The sequence below is a fragment of the Pseudanabaena sp. UWO310 genome (assembly GCF_006861605.1).
Taxonomy (GTDB): Bacteria; Cyanobacteriota; Cyanobacteriia; order Pseudanabaenales; family Pseudanabaenaceae; genus Pseudanabaena.
In genome coordinates, this window is the sequence record NZ_SELU01000003.1 from 1 (window position 1) to 17812 (window position 17812).

A 17812-nucleotide genomic window follows, 5' to 3' on the forward strand; every position below is an offset into this window, starting at 1 on the left:
CCGATATCAAACTTCGGTTATGGTTCAATTTATTGAACTTATAGCTTTTGTATTTACATATGGATTGAACCACAGAAATAAATGTGAAACTGCTTCTATACATTGCTTTTGTTTCCCGACAAGTCTATTAAGCTGATAGAACTTACTATGAAGTTAAGTAATCGCAGTTAGAAAGTTCCCAATATATTCTTTAAGAACGATCTTTGTGCTTAAAGAATATTTGTGTGTCAAACACTATAGTCCAAGGAATTAACAAATAATTGTCCAACAAAGCAAGGATAGCAGCCTAAAACATTAAAAAATCCTTAAAAAGATCGATTTGGATGCATATTCCTTTACGAAAAACTTTACAAAATGTTATTTGAAACATGGAAAGACTAAAAATCACCCTCACCACAGCCGATTATCGTCAATGCGTAGCCCTTTGCCTGAGAGGGCATAGCCATGCCTCAACGATCAATCGCGCACAGGTATTACTAGCTTACTTTTCCCGTTATCTTGCTGTTTCAGCATAACCGCCAATATTCCTACCGCCACAAGTCTTATTCTAGCGTTGTACATTGTCATTAAGTAACACTTATTGCAAATACAGTTAATCCTGAAACTCTTTCCTAGAAAGCATTTCAGAGATGACGTGAAAAGTAAGATCGATCTCCAAGTCTTGGCGCAATCATTGGGCGAATATTATCCCCTTCTTTGCTTTCCCCCCTGAGATTCGCAGGGCGATTTATACCACCAAGGCACTTGAGTCAATGAATAGTAGCTTGCGGAAGGTGATTAAATCTCAACAGATTTTCCCCTCTGATGAGGCTGCTTTCAAGCTGGTTTATTTGGCGATGCGGAATATTTCTAAGAAATGGACAATGCCCATTCGCGATTGGAAACCCGCCCTTAATCGATTTGCTATCCTCTTTGAGGATCGTCTCCACATCTAGCTTCTAGACTTTACACAAAATGCTTGACAGTCTCCTTTAGCCAAGAAATATCTAAATATTCTATATATTTGTTTTCTAATGGTTTATCCGACAAAAACTTATATAATTCTTTAGAATGAATATGTAAATTTATAATCTGAACTAATTTGTCTTCAATAAGTATGTACGGCTTATACAAACTTTCATTCTCAATCCAATAAAACTGAAAATGATTATACTTGATTATACAAGTTTCATTTATAAATCCACGAGTGTCACCACCTTGATTCCTTTTATCCACTCCTCCTAAATATTGACCCATTGCAGCTGCATCAAATATGCAATCAATATAATTGTAATTGTAGTTTTTATTGAACTTAAAAACAATGTCATCTATTATGGGGAAAATAGGCAAAGGTTCAATCAGTGATTCATCGAATTTTGCTAAGTTCTCCATGTCATTTAGATTTTTATTGTAGTTTTCTATTATGGGTCTGAAAGATTCTGGGTTAGGAATATAAATAAAACTTGGAATGACTCTATTATGATGATCAAATGGGACGTAAACCTTATTTTTGAATAATGGCTTTAATTTGTCTACATCTTCATATACCAATGTGTCATTTTCGATATGAATTGCATTTGTAATTCCATACCTTTTTATGTATGAATATAAGTAAAACAATCTTAGTGAACAGTAGTGCCAAAATCCATCTCTAAAATGTCTATCCAATTTTGATTGTTTATCGAAATCAAAATCATCTAATTCCTTACAATCAATCAGCTCAATATTCTCGAATTCTTGTAAATATTCAAAGTAATCCCTTTCTGTTATAACAGTAACATCTAAGTTGTTATGTAAATGTAAATTTCTGATGTTATCGATTAAGTATTTTTGAAAATTTCCTACACTGACTAAAATTATCTTCATAATATTATTGTTTGTAACTATGTATTTGCTATAAAATTCAAAGATGTATAAAATCATGAAACTTAAAGTTCTAGCATTAGGTAATCCAGACTTTCTAAAGACATTACTGTGTTTTTTACTAAATTAAAAGCTGTCTGCCGATCTATAGGTTGTAAAGTTACAGGATCTACAGGTCTAAATTGCTTCCAGCGTTCAACTAAAAACATAATAGTTTGTGGTGCATCCAATAAAGGAAATAGACAGGTAGCCATTGAGCTATCAAGCGTCACAATCTGTTGATGTGTTGATAGATATTTGTCAAGACTTAGAATTCCACAATCCGTAATATTAACCGCTAAGTCTTCTCTAAACTTGGAAGTATTTAGTTGAGGGTGCAGATAAACTTTTGCCTTATGCCAATCAAAATCATTCCATGTACTAGAAGGTATAAAAGTTTGAATTTGTTGAGGATGACCGCACCAAAAGTCTAACAGTCGATGAATTGGATTGAGAAACTCATACATTTTGAGACGATTCTCAACCGATAGATCTGGTAAACTCATTTCCCAAAAAATAGGCAAATTATCTACTTCTTTGAATAAATCTCTAATATCCCATTCACGCCAGTTTACCATGCTAATAAATTCTAAGCCAGATAATTCTAAGGCAATAAACATGTCAGAGATTGTATACCCCTTATCCCCTTGAAACAAATAATTCATTAAAATATCTACTTTGTTGTCTTTACTTGTGTAGCTTGGATTCCAAGTTTGGGTTTTGAGTAAAACATGATCTTTTAAGGCTTGCATTGTCTCAATAACAACTTCTATCTCTAACTCTTCAGGATTTTCATCCATCAAACCCATCATTGCAAACATTTTTTGAGCGCGATAAATATTAGCTCTATTTGCAAAACTATGTAAGTTGCTACGAATAATCCCACTAGGATTTAATAATGATTTCATGGATGTAAGAGCACACACAGGATCAGGAAATAAATAAAGCAGCTCATCACAATTTATATAATCAAATTGATAATTCAAAGAAGATAATTCTTCTATGGATAGGACATAAAATTCTGCATTATCAAAGCCATGATATTTTAAACGTTGTTCGGCTAATTTAATTGACTCTGCCGATATATCCACACCTACTATTTTTGCTCCTGGATTTGCTTCAGCTAAAATAAGGGACTTATAACCAGAACCGCATCCTGCATCTAAAATAACTTTTCCTTTAGTATCTATAACTCGCTGATCTCTCAAATAGAAAGAGGTCACCAAGTTGTGGATATATAGCTCATTGGGGCTATCTTTAGGCGATTTATCTATTGGGATTCTGGGATATGGGCTACTATCAAACTGTTGACGAATTTTATCTAGTAAATCAGATTGAGGATTGGTCATACAATTTGCTCCTAAGGATAATTTCTGAGGTTTTACATTAGCTAAATAAATGCGATTGCATTGTATCAGAGCCTATAGGCATTCTGATAGGGATCCTTTGTGCTAGATTTTAGTTCAACAACTATCATTTCTTGTCGTACTCACTGACTGCATCATATTACAAGGAAGATCTGGCTTTCCTATGCAAAATTTGCAAAATCTTCTGTTTGCTGCCCTTGGGGGGCTGTTGATGGGACTGACTCCCGATCCCTTTAGTCAATGGTGGCTGGCGTGGATTGCGCTGCTCCCTTTGTGGATGTTGGCGCAAAGGCTGAAAGTGAAGGCAGCGATCGCTATGGGGGCAATATGGGGATTTTGCTATCACGGTATGGCGTTATTTTGGATTACTAGTGTACATCCGATGGAATGGATGGGTGTGCCTTGGTGGAATAGTTTTTTGATTGCTACATTAGTTTGGTTGTTGATTGCGGGATGGGGGGCCGTATTATCGGGGCTATGGGCAGGGGGCATGGCATTATTTACCCAGAAATTGAATGTGCCGAGTCGGCTGGTTATTGCCTGTGCGATCTTTAGTGGTTTGGAGATTGTTTGGAGTTGGGGACCACTTTATTGGACAGCACTGGGTTATACCCAGAGTCCTCACGATCTATTACTTCTGCAAATCAGTCGCCTCTCTGGTCAGCAAACTATGACTTCCGCGATTGTGGCTGTCAATGGATTGTTAGCGGAAACTCTGTTGCAGAAAACTTGGCGCGATCGCTTTGCCTCAGCAAATCATCAGGTAATAATTACGCCGTTGCTTGTTTTTGTAAAACAATGGCGCTATGCGATCGCTGCAATTTTGCTTGTATTAGCAATGGCTGGTTATGGCGTATGGGAAATGCAAAGCGATCGCATGGCAAGTACAAATGGCAAAGCGATCAAAGCAGGTATTATTCAGGGTAACTTCCCGAATATCCTGACGGTCTTACCAAGAGGATGGGAAATTGCGGTTGATAACTACACTAAGGGTTATGAAAAGTTGGCTCAATCTGGAGCGGAAATGATCGTTACACCTGAAACAGCGATTTCTTTTCTCTATCCAAATTACGATGCGCGTCGCGAACCTTTTGATCGTGCGGTTGAGAAATATCGCGTGCCCGTATGGTTGGGCGGTTTTGGTAAGACCCGCAATCCGAATACTGAAGATCCAAATAATTACACAAATAGTCTCTTTCTAATTGACGGTTCTAATAAGATTCTCAGTCAATATGACAAGGTTCGCCTTGTGCCAGTAGGTGAATATATTCCATTTAAAGCAGTTTTAGGAGGTCTAATTAAGCGTCTATCACCACTGCGCGGAGAAGTGGAAGCTGGTTCGAGCGAGCAACTGGTCGATACACCTTGGGGGCGCTTTATCTTGGGAATCTGTTATGAATCCGCCTATCCAGCTACCTTCCGATTTCAAACCGCCGCAGGTGGGAAGTTAATTCTCTCCGCTTCCAACAATGCTCATTTTGCTTCCTACATGTCAGCCCAACACCATGCTCAAGATGTCGCTAGAGCCATCGAAAGCGATCGCTGGGCGGTAAGGGCTACCAATACTGGCTATTCAGGCTTTGTCGATCCCAATGGGCGGACGATCTGGCTCTCGCAGGTCAACACCTACGAAACCCATGCAGAAACGGTTTATTTAAGGGATACGAAGACTCTCTATGTGCTCTGGGGCGATTGGATGACTCCTTTACTTGGTGTCACGGGTATTGCTATTTATGCCAAACATCGTCTCATGAGTTAAAAAATATAAACAACCCAAAATAGTGTTGCCGCGCGGAGCGCGGCAACACTATTTTGGGTTTTCATTTTGTCCTGATACAGTTGCTATACAAAAGCTGCCGCAACCTTGCGATCGCGACAGCTTTTGTAAAAATTAAAAATAAATGAGAGCGATAGGGTAATAGCTTTAGCTATTAATTAGACATCGTAAGTAGCCTTACCAGTAAACTTAACGCTTACGGGGTTAGGATTATCACCAATCTTGCGGCTGACGCTATTTGCGGCAACACGACCAGCATTCACCTTCTCAGGGAATACACCATCGCTAGGATGTAGATAAACTTGGTCGCCATTGGGAAATTCGCGCCAAATCTTATAGTTGGTGATCTTAAATTTACGCAACTGTGTACCTAAAGCTAATGCTTGCTCTTTCTTAGCTAAGTAAAGCAAGTTATCGCCTTTGACCATAGTCGCAGCACCGCCTGTAGGCATTTCAAATACTTGTTCTTTGGGGCTTTCCCAAGAGATCAGGTACTTTTCTTCGGTGAAGGCTGCGTTGAGCAAACCACCAGTGCTACCGCCCCAGATAGGAGTTTTACCCTTGGGGGTAGGTGCAGTCGCTGTTGCTTGTTCTTCTGACATTGAGATTTTCTCCCAAATTGCGTATACGCCTTTGTTATCATTTGCAAAGATATCATTCCTATATACCCCTGCTTCAAGCTTACTTAACGTTACTTTACGAAGCTTGACAAAACTTTTGGAGAAACCATGGGGATATTGTTTTCTTGTTTATGGGTTGTCCTAAAGAGGTAAGGATGGGCGGCGCTCTGCGCCGCCCATCCTTACCTCTTTATTTAGGAACTAATGAGACGGCTAAGATAGCGTTCGATGAGGATGGCAGCTACGATATCATCGATGGGGCGATGGGGCGATCGCATTCCGAGTGGGACTAATTTCATTAAGCCTTGGGCGGGATAAATTTGCCAAAACCTTTGACGCGCCTCTTCGCTGCTAAAACGCTCGTCTACGGTGATGATCCGTAGGTCGGGGAATGTGGCTTGTAATTCGGCTTTCCATTGCTTAGAGGCAGTCTGATCGCCCATCACCATCAACGAAATGGGATAGCTCTCTAATAAATTGCCGACTTTGGCGATCGCTTCTAGGCTGGGGATGACTGCCTGAAAATGCAGCTTACGATCTAAGCCCATGACAGCGACACCGCATTTTTGTTTTCCTGGATCGAAACCTAGTAGCACGGATGAGTTTGGTAATTTAAGTTTGGTAATTGGGGATTGGGGATTGGCTATTGGCTATTGGCTTTTAGCTCTTAGCTTTTGGCTTTTGGCTTTTAAGTACCTCAGCATAATTAAAATCTAGATCTAAAACCTGCGGCGCACGCTGCGCGTGCGCCGCAGGTTTTAGGGTTTTATAGTTAATTAAGCCCACTTACTTATTAGTTAGTAATTTTTGATATTGCTTTCTACTTTCTACAATATAGCCTTTCGAGAAATAGCTTTTTGAGTAAAGTAGCCAATTTGCTAGGCATAATTAAAAACCAAAACCAGAGAGCATACCGCCCGTGCAGCGGGCGGTATGCTCTTCTGGGTTTTAAGTTTACTTATGCCTAGCTACCTAGATTCTCTGGACAAATTCGCTAATCCCAGTGCGATAGGTTTCGAGAGAATCTAGGAAACCACCATTATGATCGCCTCTGATCTTAATGAGTTTTTTAGGTGAATTGGCAGATTGGAAGTTTCTCTCGCCATGATGAAATGGAATGATTTCATCGTCGATACTGTGAATTATCAAGACGGGAATCTTGATTTTGGGTAGGCGATCGATGGAGTTGTAGGAAAATTGCGATAGTAGGCGAATTGGCAGAAATGGGTAAAGCTCGGCGGCGCGATCGCTGACTGAGGTAAATGTTGATGCCAGTATCAAGCCTCCTGCCGCATTTTTATAGTCTTGTCCATAGTCCTGTGAAGTCTTTTGCGCGAGATTTTGCGCGAGATAAGAGGCGATCGCGCCACCTAAGGATTCGCCGTAGATAATAATTTTCTTGGGCGGAATTTGTTTTTCTTGGGTTAGGTATTGCCAAGCAGCCTCGACATCGGCATAGGTTCCTTCTTCGGTGGGTTTTCCATCACTTTTGCCATAGCCACGATAGTCAAATAGGAGGGTGGATAATCCTAAATCCCTGAAAATTGGTAGATAACTCACGCGATTACTGATGTTGCCGCCATTGCCGTGACAAAACAAAATTATGCTTTTACCAATGGGATCGCTGTCGGTTGCAGGTACGAACCAGCCATCTAAATTAATATTGTCTTTGGTGGTTAGTTGAATATCTTCAAATTTTAATCCATTGTCTTTTGGGGTTTCCAATAAATCTTTGCTCGGCATATAGATCAGATTGGATTGCCCGAAATATAAAGCGATCGCTAGACCAAGATAAGCAAATACCAAAATCCGAATTACGGGCAGTAAAAAACTCTGAAATATTTGTAATAATGACCGTAGATTCTGGCTCATGTCTTTAAAATCTCATGTTTTTAACCAAAGTAATAAGTAGCTAGGCATAATTAATTACAGATCCAACCATATAAAGTTGCGCCCCGCAGGGGCGCAACTTTATATGGTTCCGTAATTTATTTTGCACAAGTACTTATACAGCTATCCTAAATGATTTGAAGAGAGGCTTCGACTTCGTTCAGCGATCGGGATATGTTCGCTGAGCGTCCTATTTTTTTCCTACAGCGCTTTGCGCTCAAACCCAAACCTAGAGAAATTTTGAAAGCCTTGCAAAGCAAGGCTTTCAAAATTTCTCTAGTGTTTTATTTGATCGATAATTGCTGTAAGTAGCTAGGCATAATTCATTACAAACCAAAACCCGTAAAGTTTCGCCCCGTAGGGGCGAAACTTTACGGGTTTTGGTATTCCTTGCTATAAAACTAGAAGAGCATATCGCCTGCTTAGCGGGCGCTACGCTCTCTGTTTTTGCTTAGTTGCTTAGTAATTTATTAACGGCTTCTGCAATATTCTCTTGTTTAATTAAAGCCTCGCCGACAAGTACGGCACTTGCACCGCAGGTTTGTACAAAATCTAAGTCTTGACGGGTATAAATGCCAGATTCGCTGACCCAGAGATATTGATTTCTCGCTTCTGGAGTTAGCCCATCCATTAAAATTTTGGTTTGTTCGAGTTCTACGACAAAATTTTCTAAGTTGCGATTGTTAATGCCAATTAAACGTATATCAGGAATCTGTAAAATCCGATCAAGTTCCGATTGTGTATGCACTTCGACGAGAGCCGTCATGCCTAATTGATGGATTAACGCTTGCAATGTGGTTAATTCCTCATCGGTGAGGATAGCGGCGATTAATAAAACTGCGTCTGCCCCACACGATCGCCCCAGATAGATTTGATAGGGATCGATAATAAATTCCTTGCACAATAGCGGTAAATCAACGGCCTGACGTACCAGTTGTAAATATTCAAAGCCCCCTTGAAAAAACTCGCGATCGGTCAAAATTGAGAGGCAACTTGCGCCACCTTGGGCGTAGGCTTGAGCGATCGCGATGGGATCGAAGTCTTGTCGAAATATGCCTTTACTGGGGGAGGCTTTTTTGACTTCGGCAATTAAGGCGGGTTGAGTCTGTGAATTTTGCAAGCTGCCATAGAAATCTCGCGCCGATCGCCCCACTCTATTTTTAAGGGATTCTAGAGGCTCCTTGGCATACATTTGGGCGACCTCCCGTTCCTTGTGCCAGACAATTTTTTCTAAAATATTTTGAGGTGTGTCAGTGGGATCGGCGATCGCATAGCCTTTAGGACGAGCAGTTTCAGATTGGCGGCGTACTTGCATTGATGGGAAAAATTTTGAGCATGAAAGTGATAACTTTTAGCATAGAACAATTTACCAAAAAGGCACCTAGAGTTACTTTGGCAGTCTTACAGCAATTATCGATCAAGCGAACCACAAGAAGAATTTTGAAAGCGTTACGAAGCATCGCTTTCAAAAATTTTCTTAGTTTGGGTTTGAGCGCAAAGCGCAGTAATTTGGATGCTAATCAAATGGTAAGGATGGGCGGCGCTTTGCGCCGCCCATCCTTACCTATTTGGCAATACCGTTATTTTTTCGTAAATTGTTTTATAAATTATGGGTTTTCTTTACAAGCAAAGCGCTCATTTTTCGGTATATTTGCCTGTGTAATGTGAGTTGAGCATAGTTTTTATGAGCGCGATCGCAAACTCTAACCAACCCGAAGGCAAGCAAAAAACTTCGCGAGTTAAAGCATATTGGCAAAGTATCCCTTGGAAAAAGTTATCCAGTTTGTTGTTGGCGATCGCCCTGTGCTTTTACCTCACAGCCTGCGGTGGGGATAGTAAGCCAGTAAGTAAAAATTCCGATCAGAAAACGACCCCTAGCGTCAGCCTTGTTGAGGTTTCTCCACCTACCGAAATCCAACGCTTGAGCCGATTTCTCGAAAAATATACGCCACAGGTCAGTATCGTTAGCCCAAAACCTGATGAGGTGATCCCTAACACTGACGTATCGGTCAAATTTGACGTAAAAAACTTACCAATTTTTAAAAATGCTGAGTTTGGACTCGGTCCCCATGTCCATGTGACTCTGGATAATCAAGAGTACAAAGCGCTCTACGACCTCAATCAAACCGTAACTTTCGAGCATCTGAGTGCGGGAACCCATACGATCCGCGCCTTTGCTTCGCGACCTTGGCATGAGAGTTTCAAGAATGAGGGTGCTTATGCCCAGACCACTTTTCACGTTCTGACCAAGACTGGCGAAAATGCTCCTGAAGCAAAAGTACCTTTGCTAACCTATAGCCGTCCCGTGGGAACCTATGGGGCAGAGCCGATCATGCTCGACTTTTATGTGCAAAATGTACCTTTACCTGAGCTGAGTAAAGACGATCTCGCGATCAATGACTGGCAAGTTCGAGCGACAGTTGACGGACAAAGCTTCACCTTCGATCGCTGGGAACCGATCTACCTCAAGGGATTTAATGCTGGACAAAACTGGGTGAAATTGGAATTGATCGAGCCAGATGGGGATGCGATCGCCAATGTCTTTAACAGCACCGCCCATGTAATTAACTATCAACCCAATGGCACTGATACCCTAGCCCGTCTTGTTCGTGGTGAAAAGATTGCCAATATTGACTTGATTGTCAATCCCGACTATGTTGCTCCTACCCCAACGCCTGTCGAGTCGGCTAGCCCTGTTCCCGTAACTGATGCGACAAGCCCCAAAGAGGAAAATGCTAGCTCTCCATCTACTGCCGTCGAGCCACTGAAGCAAGAAGTCAAGCCAGCGGATTCTCCTAATAGCGATAAAGATGCTAAAGCTACGAGCGTAATTCCCGTAGTGCCTGTGGTTCCCGTAGCCCCACTTACAAAATCCTTGCCTGTGATCGAGTCTGTGCCGATTAAAGTAAAATCTGCCCCAGCAGCGCCAATAACTGCTCCTGCAAATACAGCACCAGCGATCAAAGTGGCTCCTAAGAATGCCCCCGAAGTCGAAACTGTGAAGCCCCCCGCACCGATTTCGGTAAAAACTGCACCCGTCACACCTGCAAAAACTGCACCCACCATCTTTCGTAGCAAGTATGCGCCTCTAACCGAACCTGCTAAGGCGGTTACTCCTGCGCCCTTGCCCAAGGTATCGACTGAGCCATCCGATGCGGCAACTTCCGAGACTCTAACTTCCGAGACTGCAACTTCAGAAAAAGACTCGAAAGAAAAAGACTCGAAGGCGATCGCACCAAAAGCCTCTTCAAACTACTTCAAAAACTTCAATTTTGATGCGAGTAAGTTTTTCCCTACTAAACCTGAAGCAACTAAACCTGAAGCAACTAAACCTGAAGTATCTTCAGCCAGTGAAAAGCCATCCTCTAAGCCTCTTGATAAGTCTTCTGACCTCGGCACAAATGCCAAAGCAATATCAAAGGCAGCGTCGGATGCCAAATCAGATGCCAAATCAGATGCCAAAGTGGAAAATAAATCAGCATATCAATCCACTGATAGTTCTTTAGCTGTCACCGATTTATCGGCAACCTCAACACCTGTCAAGGTATTAACTAAATAAATTTAGTTCGGGTTAAGCTAGCAAATTTAAAAGCCCAAAAGTAAAAGCCTTGCTACGCAAGGCTTTTACTTTTGGGCTGAGAGAAAGGGTTTGCGTAGCAAACCCTTTCTCTCAGCCCGTTTCAAATTATCCCGAATTCACGTTATACCAAAGCTCAAACATGGCGTTGCCATTTTGAGCTTTGGAGCTATAAAAGGCGGCGCATTGCGCCGCCTTTTATTTATTGGCAAAATTTGTAGGACTGCGTTGATTAGTTCTTTTTTGAATATCTAATACACGATAAATTCCTGTTTCCTGTGTTTTCCCCTTAAGGGCATATTTGCCTACAAACTCAGTTTGAAAATTGTTGTCCAAGCGCTTATAGGTCTCTTCACTGATCAAAATATGATGGGGTCCCCCATCCACCTCTTTATTAAAACTCTCCAATCTTGCCGCAATATTCACCGTATCTCCTAAAACTGAATATTCCAAGCGCTCGGAGCTGCCCAAACTGCCAGCGATGACAATGCCAGAATTAATGCCAATCCCCGTACTAACAGGGGGTAATCCTTGGGCAGTCCAAACATCATTCATGGCAGCTAGTTTGTGGGCGATCGCTAAAGCCGCATCGACCGCACATTGGGCATCGCGCGTGCGTTCCGTCTCATTGCCGTGGGGAATCGGTACGCCAAACACTGCCATCACTGCATCCCCAATATATTTATCGACCATGCCGCCATGAGCCAAAACCTCATTGGCGATCGTGCCTAAATAATTATTGAGCCAATTCAAGGTTTCTCCAGGAGCTTGCGCCTCGGCAGCCGTACTAAAGTTGCGCATATCCGTAAATAGGACGGTCACATACACCTCTTGCCCTGTGATCCTGCCCTCCTGCATAAACTGTTCGCGGTTCGCCCAAATAATATCGACTAATTCTTTAGAGACATGGCGCGAAAATAAACCCATTAATACTTTGCGTTCAGATTGTTGGATTGCTAACTGATAAGCCATGACCAGTACATTTGCCGAAATAAAGCCCAATAGTGACGGAAATAAAGGCAGCCACAGAGCTTGACTGAACGCGAAGTAACTAAACCCAAATAGCCCGCCAGAGATAGTCGCTAAAAGTCCAATATTTTTAACAGCATGGGTTATGAGGGCTGCCATTGCCCCACCGACGATCGCCCAAGCCACAATCCAGATACTTTCGAGATCGTTTGACCAAACTTGGATAAAACGGCGATCGTCTAAAGTAGCCCCAATTAATTGGCTGATGATATTGGCATGGATCTCTACCCCATACATTACTTCTCCATCCGTAGTGACTGGGGTAGGGTAACTATCTTTCAGGCTTTCTGCGGTCACCCCAATTAGGACTATACGCTCCCGCAGTCTTTCAGGCGCAACAAGCCCATCGATAACATCAGCCGCTCGAATATGCTCGAAATATCTTGGCTGACCTCGATAGCGAATTAGCATTTGATAACCGCCATCATCTTCCTTGCGGTATGCCCCATAATTAGCTGTTAGTCGGGGAATAATTTGTTTTCCCGCTTTAAATTGAATGGTATTAGGATTAAACTCCAGTTGTCGATGGTAGAGATTCTGCAAATATAAATTGGCGATCTCAAAGGCAAACGAACCTGAATCACCCACTACCGAAGCTCGTCGGACGATCGCGCCCTTGTCTGTGAGGAAATTGACAAAACCATACTTGCTAATCTTCTCTAGATCTGGAGCAGCATCGACCCCTTTTCTTCCTTCAACCAAGGCAACAAACTGAGCATTAACTACATTGCCTGCATTTTTAACGGCGGCAACTAATTCATCGCGACCTTCGAGAACGGGGATATCAAGGTATTTATCAATGCCGATCGCGGCGGGTTTGGCAGATGAAATTTGGTTGATTAACTTAGCAAATAGGCGATCGCTAAAGGGCCAGCGAAATCTTTGAATATCTGCTTCGGAAATTTCGACAATAACAATGCGACGATCGGTTGGTTCATGGAGTTGCGATCGCATCAAACTGTCGTATACCCAAAGCTCCGCTTCTTTAAAGCTGCCGATTTGCCTCAGCCCAATTAGTCCTAAAGACAAAGAAAAAGTAATCAATCCAGCCACTAGCTGCTGGTGATTGCGCTTGCAAAAAGCTCCAAAATTAACCAAAGTGGCAGGAAATTTCATTTTGACAATTTCATTTTGACAATTGATCAGGAAAGAGAGTGAGATTACTTTCTATCGTCAAATTTGGCAGGGCTAGTTACAACAATAGCAATTGGATATCATTGCTGTAATAGTTCACTTTTCCTCACAAATAAGCATGTGACTAGAATTTGCTTGGAATTTGCTTGGAATTTGCTTAGAATTTGTGTGATTTTTAATCCATCTAACTGCATGGCAATAGGTCTGGACATCAGCGAAATAGCGGTATTTCACTGATGCCACAAATCCAAAAAAGAGAGGGAGGTGCTTTGCACCTCCCTCTCTTTTTTGGATTTGTGGAATTTTAAATTTTATTTCCAGTTTTTGGCAACAACTTCTGCCAAATCAACAACTCGTTGGCTATAGCCCCATTCATTGTCATACCATGCCACAACCTTGACCATATTGCCGCCCATAACCATGGTTAGGGAAGAGTCAACAATTGAGGATGCATCTGTACCGCGATAGTCGATAGATACGAGAGGCAATTCGTTATATTCTAAAATCCCTTTCATGGAGCCTTCCGCAGCTAAACGGAATGCTTCGTTAACTTCTTGAGCGATCGTGTGTTTTTCCACTTCAACCACGAAGTCTACTACGGAAACGTTAGGAGTTGGCACGCGCAAGGCAATACCGTTGAGTTTGCCTGCTAGTTGAGGTAGTACTAGGGCAACTGCCTTAGCAGCACCAGTGGAGGTAGGTACAATGCTCAGTGCCGCCGCTCTAGCCCGACGCAAATCGCGATGGCTAGCATCCAACAAACGTTGGTCGCCAGTGTAGCTATGGGTGGTGGTCATTACACCCTTGACGATCCCAAAGTTCTCTAAAAGTACCTTGGCAACGGGGGCTAAACAGTTAGTCGTACAGCTAGCATTACTGATGATGTTATGGACATCATGGTTGTAATCTTTCTCATTTACGCCAACGACAAATGTGCCATCTTCATTTTTTCCAGGAGCGGTGATTAATACTTTTTTTGCCCCTGCGCCAATATGTCTGCTAGCACCAACTTTGTCAATGAAGACACCTGTAGATTCGATAACTAGATCGATGCCCCAATCTTTCCAAGGTAAATTGTCGGGATTGCGATCGGAAACGGTCTTAATGGTTTTGCCATTGACGGTAATGGTTGTGTCATCGGCACTAACTTCACCAGCAAATTTGCCCAGCATGGAGTCGTACTTGAGCAAGTGAGCGTTGGTTCGGGGATCGGATGTATCGTTAAGTCCAACTATTTCTATGTTTGTTTCTGTGCGTCCAGCCCAGCATCTGAGAAAGTTACGTCCGATACGTCCAAATCCGTTAATCGCTACCCTGATAGTCACTGCTTATCGCCCTTTATATAAATTTAATTTTTTACTTTAATCTGATGTTTATGATACCGAAAAACCGTCACCAATTTATTCCCACTTCAATCAAAATTTTGCCCTTAGTTGCAAGGATGTTTATCGCTGTCGCAAGTCCTGTTATATAGCTACAGTCACTTGAATTAGGACAAATCAAAACCCAAGAATTAATTGGCGGCGCGAAGCGCCGCCAATTAATTCTTGGGTTTTATGTCCTAGTACATTCCAATTTCCAAAATGGCGTTGCCATTTTGGAAATTTGGATTAAACGCTGGTAGGGATTTTCGATTTAACGGGTGCAAAACTAGGCACGACAATGGACTTGTCTTGCTTGGTCAAGCGGTTATACAACTCTTGAGTGTTGGGGTAGTTAGCGGCTGGGAAGGTTTCGTAACGGTTGTAGGGTACAACATCTTCACCAAAGGCTTCGAGGTATTCGAGGCTATTAACCATATCGGTTACCATTGCCTTAACACCTTTAGTTGCCAAAATTTGGTTGTACTTACGGATTTCCGCTTGATCTAAAGGCGCACGTCCCAAGAAATGCTTAGTACCCAATTCAATTACCTTGGTATTAGGGAATGGGGTGTAGAATTCCTTGATGTAAAGATCGGATGTCCCAAGTGCCAAGATAAATTCCTTGACGCTGATCTCTTCGTTAACCAGTTTGGAAGCATATTGGCTGAACTGTTCGCTAGCCACATAAGCATCCATATCACGCTCGAACACTTGACGATAGGCTGCACGCACTAACGCTGCTGTTTCCACAGGATCGGTGGTGGTGAGTTTAAAGATCTTGCGTTGTTCGCGTTTCTTGGCTACACCTTGGTTGATGCGATCGTTGATGGATACTTCAGAGCGGACTTCGGTAACTTGACCCAATTCAATAAACTTAGGTGTGGTTGCGATATCAACTCTTGTACCCTTGTCTTCGCTCAACGTACCGACACGGTTATGGCGGAGCGATACACCTGCGGGAGTGAGATAGCGTTCGTAAGGAACCGTGTCTTCGCCAAAGGCTTGTTCGTATTCCTTGGTGTCGAGAATGGCATCAACCACTGCATAGAAGCCTTTCTTCGATGCGAGGTCGAAGTAAGCGTTCATTTCAGGGCGACCATAGGTAGGACGACCTAAAAGGCGACGGTGGATATATTCGATCGCTTTACATACATAAAGCTTGCTCCAGTAGCGATCGCGGAAGGTGGGTGACTTCGCCAACATCCGTACAAATTCGCGGACGGTGATATCTCCATTTTCTAGCTTGATTTCTGCAACCGTGAGGCGCTGACCAGAATAGGGGATAAATCCAATAACTTGCAAATAAAGAGCGCGAATGACGGCTTGGGTAGAAGTCTCTGAATTGGTAATGCTCAAGCCCTTAACGGAAGACTTTCTTGCGCCTTTACCAATCTTGACGTTATCGCGCAGGGTTTGATCGAGCTTGAACACCTTGGGGCTCATAGGATCGATCGAACCTGTGGCAGCGGGATTGCCCAGTTGGTTCGTGATACCAGCGCCATTGCGGATCAAGATGCGACGAGTATCCTTACCGAAAGGTGCAGGTGAGGCATTGGGGTTGCGAGTTTCTTTGGGGAAAATAGCACCAAATTGGATTTCGAGAGGATCGTTGCCAGCTCCGTAAACATGCTGATCGGGCAAAGGCTGTTGATACGAAGCAAATAAGGTAATGAATTGGGGAACCTTGCGGAAAGGTGCAGAGTAGTTGAACAGGTCAAACTGTGCGCCCCAGTTACGGGCGGTTTGGGCTTCCTGTCCGTAGCCACGTTGGTAAGGTACGGTTTCTTCGCCAAAGTAGTCGCTATATTCTCTAGAGTTGACTAGGGCATTGACGAGGGCAGGTAAACCACCCTTAGAAACGATCGCAAAGTAAGCTGCAACTTCTTCACGGCTTTCAGGAGAGCGTCCGAGGAAATGCTTGAAGGCTAATTCCACAGCGCGGGAGTTAATGAAAGGCAAGAAGAATTGATCGCGATATAGAGGCGACAGCCCTAAACGACGCACAAACTCGCGCACCGAGATCTCGCCATTTTTTACTTTAGAATCTAGGTCAGAGATTCCTTGACTGTAAGCACGGGCAATATCACGCTCGAAAACTTGACGGTAAGCAGCCTTAACCACTTCATTTTTCTCGGCTCCAGTCATCCCAGCCTTCATCACAAACTTCTGACGACGTTCGGCAGTGTTGTAGTAGATCTGAGGTAGGGCAAGACCTTGAAGATCGGGAGAATTGCGCTGACGGACTTTGGGTGATGGGGTTGGGGCTTTGAATTCAGCGATCGCCACATCCATATACTGCTTGATGATTTCGATCGCCGCAGAATCGCTGAGGAAATAGCTGGCAGCCGCTTGCTTCATGGTTTGCAGAGCAACGATGGTAGCATCGGTCGAGCAAGCTGCCTCAATGATCTCCCGCAATCCACGCACGTTTTGAGCAAGGATATTCGGATCGCCAGCAACGATTGCATAGGTGGCATAGCGCAAGAACCATGACAAGTCGCGCAGGGACTTCTTCATGCGGTCTGCACCATAACGAGAAATGTTAATGGGGCGGAAATTGGCAGGGGCAGCATCGACAACCCCCGTCAGCCCTGTATTACTGAAGAAATTCTTGATTGTGCCTAAAAAGCCACCTTCACTTGCTTCAGCGTAAATAGTTGTGCCAAGCTCCATGCCGCGCTTGATATCAACCACGCGACCAGCGCGGTCTACTTCAAGTTCTTCTGCGTCCTTGGGCTTTTCTAAAAATGCCATTGCCGAACCACCCGTAAAAATACGGCTAGCAGCTTTGGAAACGATATTGTCAGAGTTTTTGGTCAGAATTGCCGCAATTTCGATGCGCTTTTGTCCAGATTGAAAGTATGTGGACAGATCATCTAGTTCGCTACGGGTCGCAAAGCGATCTTGTTGCTCTATCTGGGAAATTGTGGAAGTTATAGCGGTCTGGTATAAACGAGGGCGGGCATTTACTGCACCACTTGACGCTGTTACGCTCATGTGTCTGCCTTGTGATCTTTAAAGGGTATGTAAAAAGTCGAAATAATAACTACCCAGTATAGGGTTTTCCAACTAAATATCTAACTCTATCTCATCAGAAAATGCCGCGTTTACAGGTATTTCAAGCAAAAACTAACGATAAGTTTTGTAAAGCGATCTTCCTGATGATGCTATAG

13 protein-coding genes and 1 pseudogene are annotated in these 17812 nt (G+C 43.0%); 5 read left to right on the forward strand and 9 right to left on the reverse strand.

The genetic code is table 11. The features are described from left to right. Positions 1 to 368 precede the first annotated feature (368 nt). Together PseudUWO310_RS22675 and PseudUWO310_RS01695 are read left to right on the forward strand one after the other, a co-directional pair. Positions 369 to 515 carry a hypothetical protein gene (locus PseudUWO310_RS22675; protein WP_190315872.1) on the forward strand — a complete coding sequence of 49 codons (147 nt, stop codon included), beginning with the start codon at positions 369 to 371 and terminating at the stop codon, positions 513 to 515. A gap of 135 nt (positions 516 to 650) precedes the next feature. Beyond that, positions 651 to 935: pseudogene (locus PseudUWO310_RS01695) on the forward strand (transposase); the annotation flags it as partial. Positions 936 to 945: 10 nt separating this feature from the next. Here PseudUWO310_RS01695 and PseudUWO310_RS01700 read toward each other — a convergent pair. Beyond that, on the reverse strand, positions 946 to 1845 hold the full coding sequence (locus PseudUWO310_RS01700) for a hypothetical protein (protein ID WP_142598494.1): 900 nt from the start codon (positions 1843 to 1845) through the stop codon (positions 946 to 948). A gap of 62 nt (positions 1846 to 1907) precedes the next feature. Beyond that, positions 1908 to 3230 (reverse strand): class I SAM-dependent methyltransferase, encoded by a 1323-nt coding sequence (locus PseudUWO310_RS01705; RefSeq protein WP_142598496.1) that lies wholly within the window; start codon positions 3228 to 3230, stop codon positions 1908 to 1910. A gap of 181 nt (positions 3231 to 3411) precedes the next feature. Between PseudUWO310_RS01705 and lnt the strand changes: the two genes are divergently transcribed. Then, complete coding sequence (gene lnt / locus PseudUWO310_RS01710; protein WP_142598498.1) at positions 3412 to 5007, forward strand: apolipoprotein N-acyltransferase; 1596 nt, start codon at positions 3412 to 3414, stop codon at positions 5005 to 5007. Positions 5008 to 5183: 176 nt separating this feature from the next. On the opposite strand, the gene PseudUWO310_RS01715 is transcribed toward lnt, so the two are convergent. The 4 genes from PseudUWO310_RS01715 to trpC form a co-directional block, all read right to left on the reverse strand. Then, positions 5184 to 5627, reverse strand: coding sequence for a photosystem I reaction center subunit II PsaD (locus PseudUWO310_RS01715; RefSeq protein WP_055076687.1), 444 nt, complete (start codon positions 5625 to 5627; stop codon positions 5184 to 5186). Positions 5628 to 5839: 212 nt separating this feature from the next. Next, positions 5840 to 6241, reverse strand: coding sequence for a pre-16S rRNA-processing nuclease YqgF (locus PseudUWO310_RS01720; RefSeq protein ID WP_009626150.1), 402 nt, complete (start codon positions 6239 to 6241; stop codon positions 5840 to 5842). 376 nt (positions 6242 to 6617) lie between these two features. Next, on the reverse strand, positions 6618 to 7517 hold the full coding sequence (locus PseudUWO310_RS01725) for an alpha/beta hydrolase (protein WP_142598500.1): 900 nt from the start codon (positions 7515 to 7517) through the stop codon (positions 6618 to 6620). Positions 7518 to 7986: 469 nt separating this feature from the next. Further along, positions 7987 to 8850, reverse strand: coding sequence for an indole-3-glycerol phosphate synthase TrpC (gene trpC, locus PseudUWO310_RS01730; RefSeq protein WP_142598502.1), 864 nt, complete (start codon positions 8848 to 8850; stop codon positions 7987 to 7989). 20 nt (positions 8851 to 8870) lie between these two features. Here trpC and PseudUWO310_RS01735 point away from each other — a divergent pair, with 20 nt between their 5' ends. Beyond that, positions 8871 to 9203, forward strand: a complete 333-nt coding sequence (locus PseudUWO310_RS01735) for a hypothetical protein (RefSeq protein ID WP_142598504.1) — start codon at positions 8871 to 8873, stop codon at positions 9201 to 9203. Between the two features lie 16 nt (positions 9204 to 9219). After that, complete coding sequence (locus tag PseudUWO310_RS01740; RefSeq protein ID WP_142598506.1) at positions 9220 to 11094, forward strand: hypothetical protein; 1875 nt, start codon at positions 9220 to 9222, stop codon at positions 11092 to 11094. A gap of 216 nt (positions 11095 to 11310) precedes the next feature. Here the strand turns inward: PseudUWO310_RS01740 and PseudUWO310_RS01745 are convergent, their stop codons facing one another. The 3 genes from PseudUWO310_RS01745 to PseudUWO310_RS01755 all read right to left on the reverse strand — a co-directional run bounded on the left by PseudUWO310_RS01745 (position 11311) and on the right by PseudUWO310_RS01755 (position 17636). Beyond that, positions 11311 to 13257, reverse strand: a complete 1947-nt coding sequence (locus PseudUWO310_RS01745; protein ID WP_142598507.1) for a CHASE2 domain-containing protein — start codon at positions 13255 to 13257, stop codon at positions 11311 to 11313. Positions 13258 to 13586: 329 nt separating this feature from the next. Further along, a complete protein-coding gene (locus PseudUWO310_RS01750; RefSeq protein ID WP_009626155.1) occupies positions 13587 to 14600 on the reverse strand; it encodes a type I glyceraldehyde-3-phosphate dehydrogenase in 1014 nt (337 codons plus the stop codon). 285 nt (positions 14601 to 14885) lie between these two features. Beyond that, positions 14886 to 17636 (reverse strand): phycobilisome rod-core linker polypeptide, encoded by a 2751-nt coding sequence (locus tag PseudUWO310_RS01755; protein WP_142598509.1) that lies wholly within the window; start codon positions 17634 to 17636, stop codon positions 14886 to 14888. Positions 17637 to 17812 lie beyond the last annotated feature (176 nt).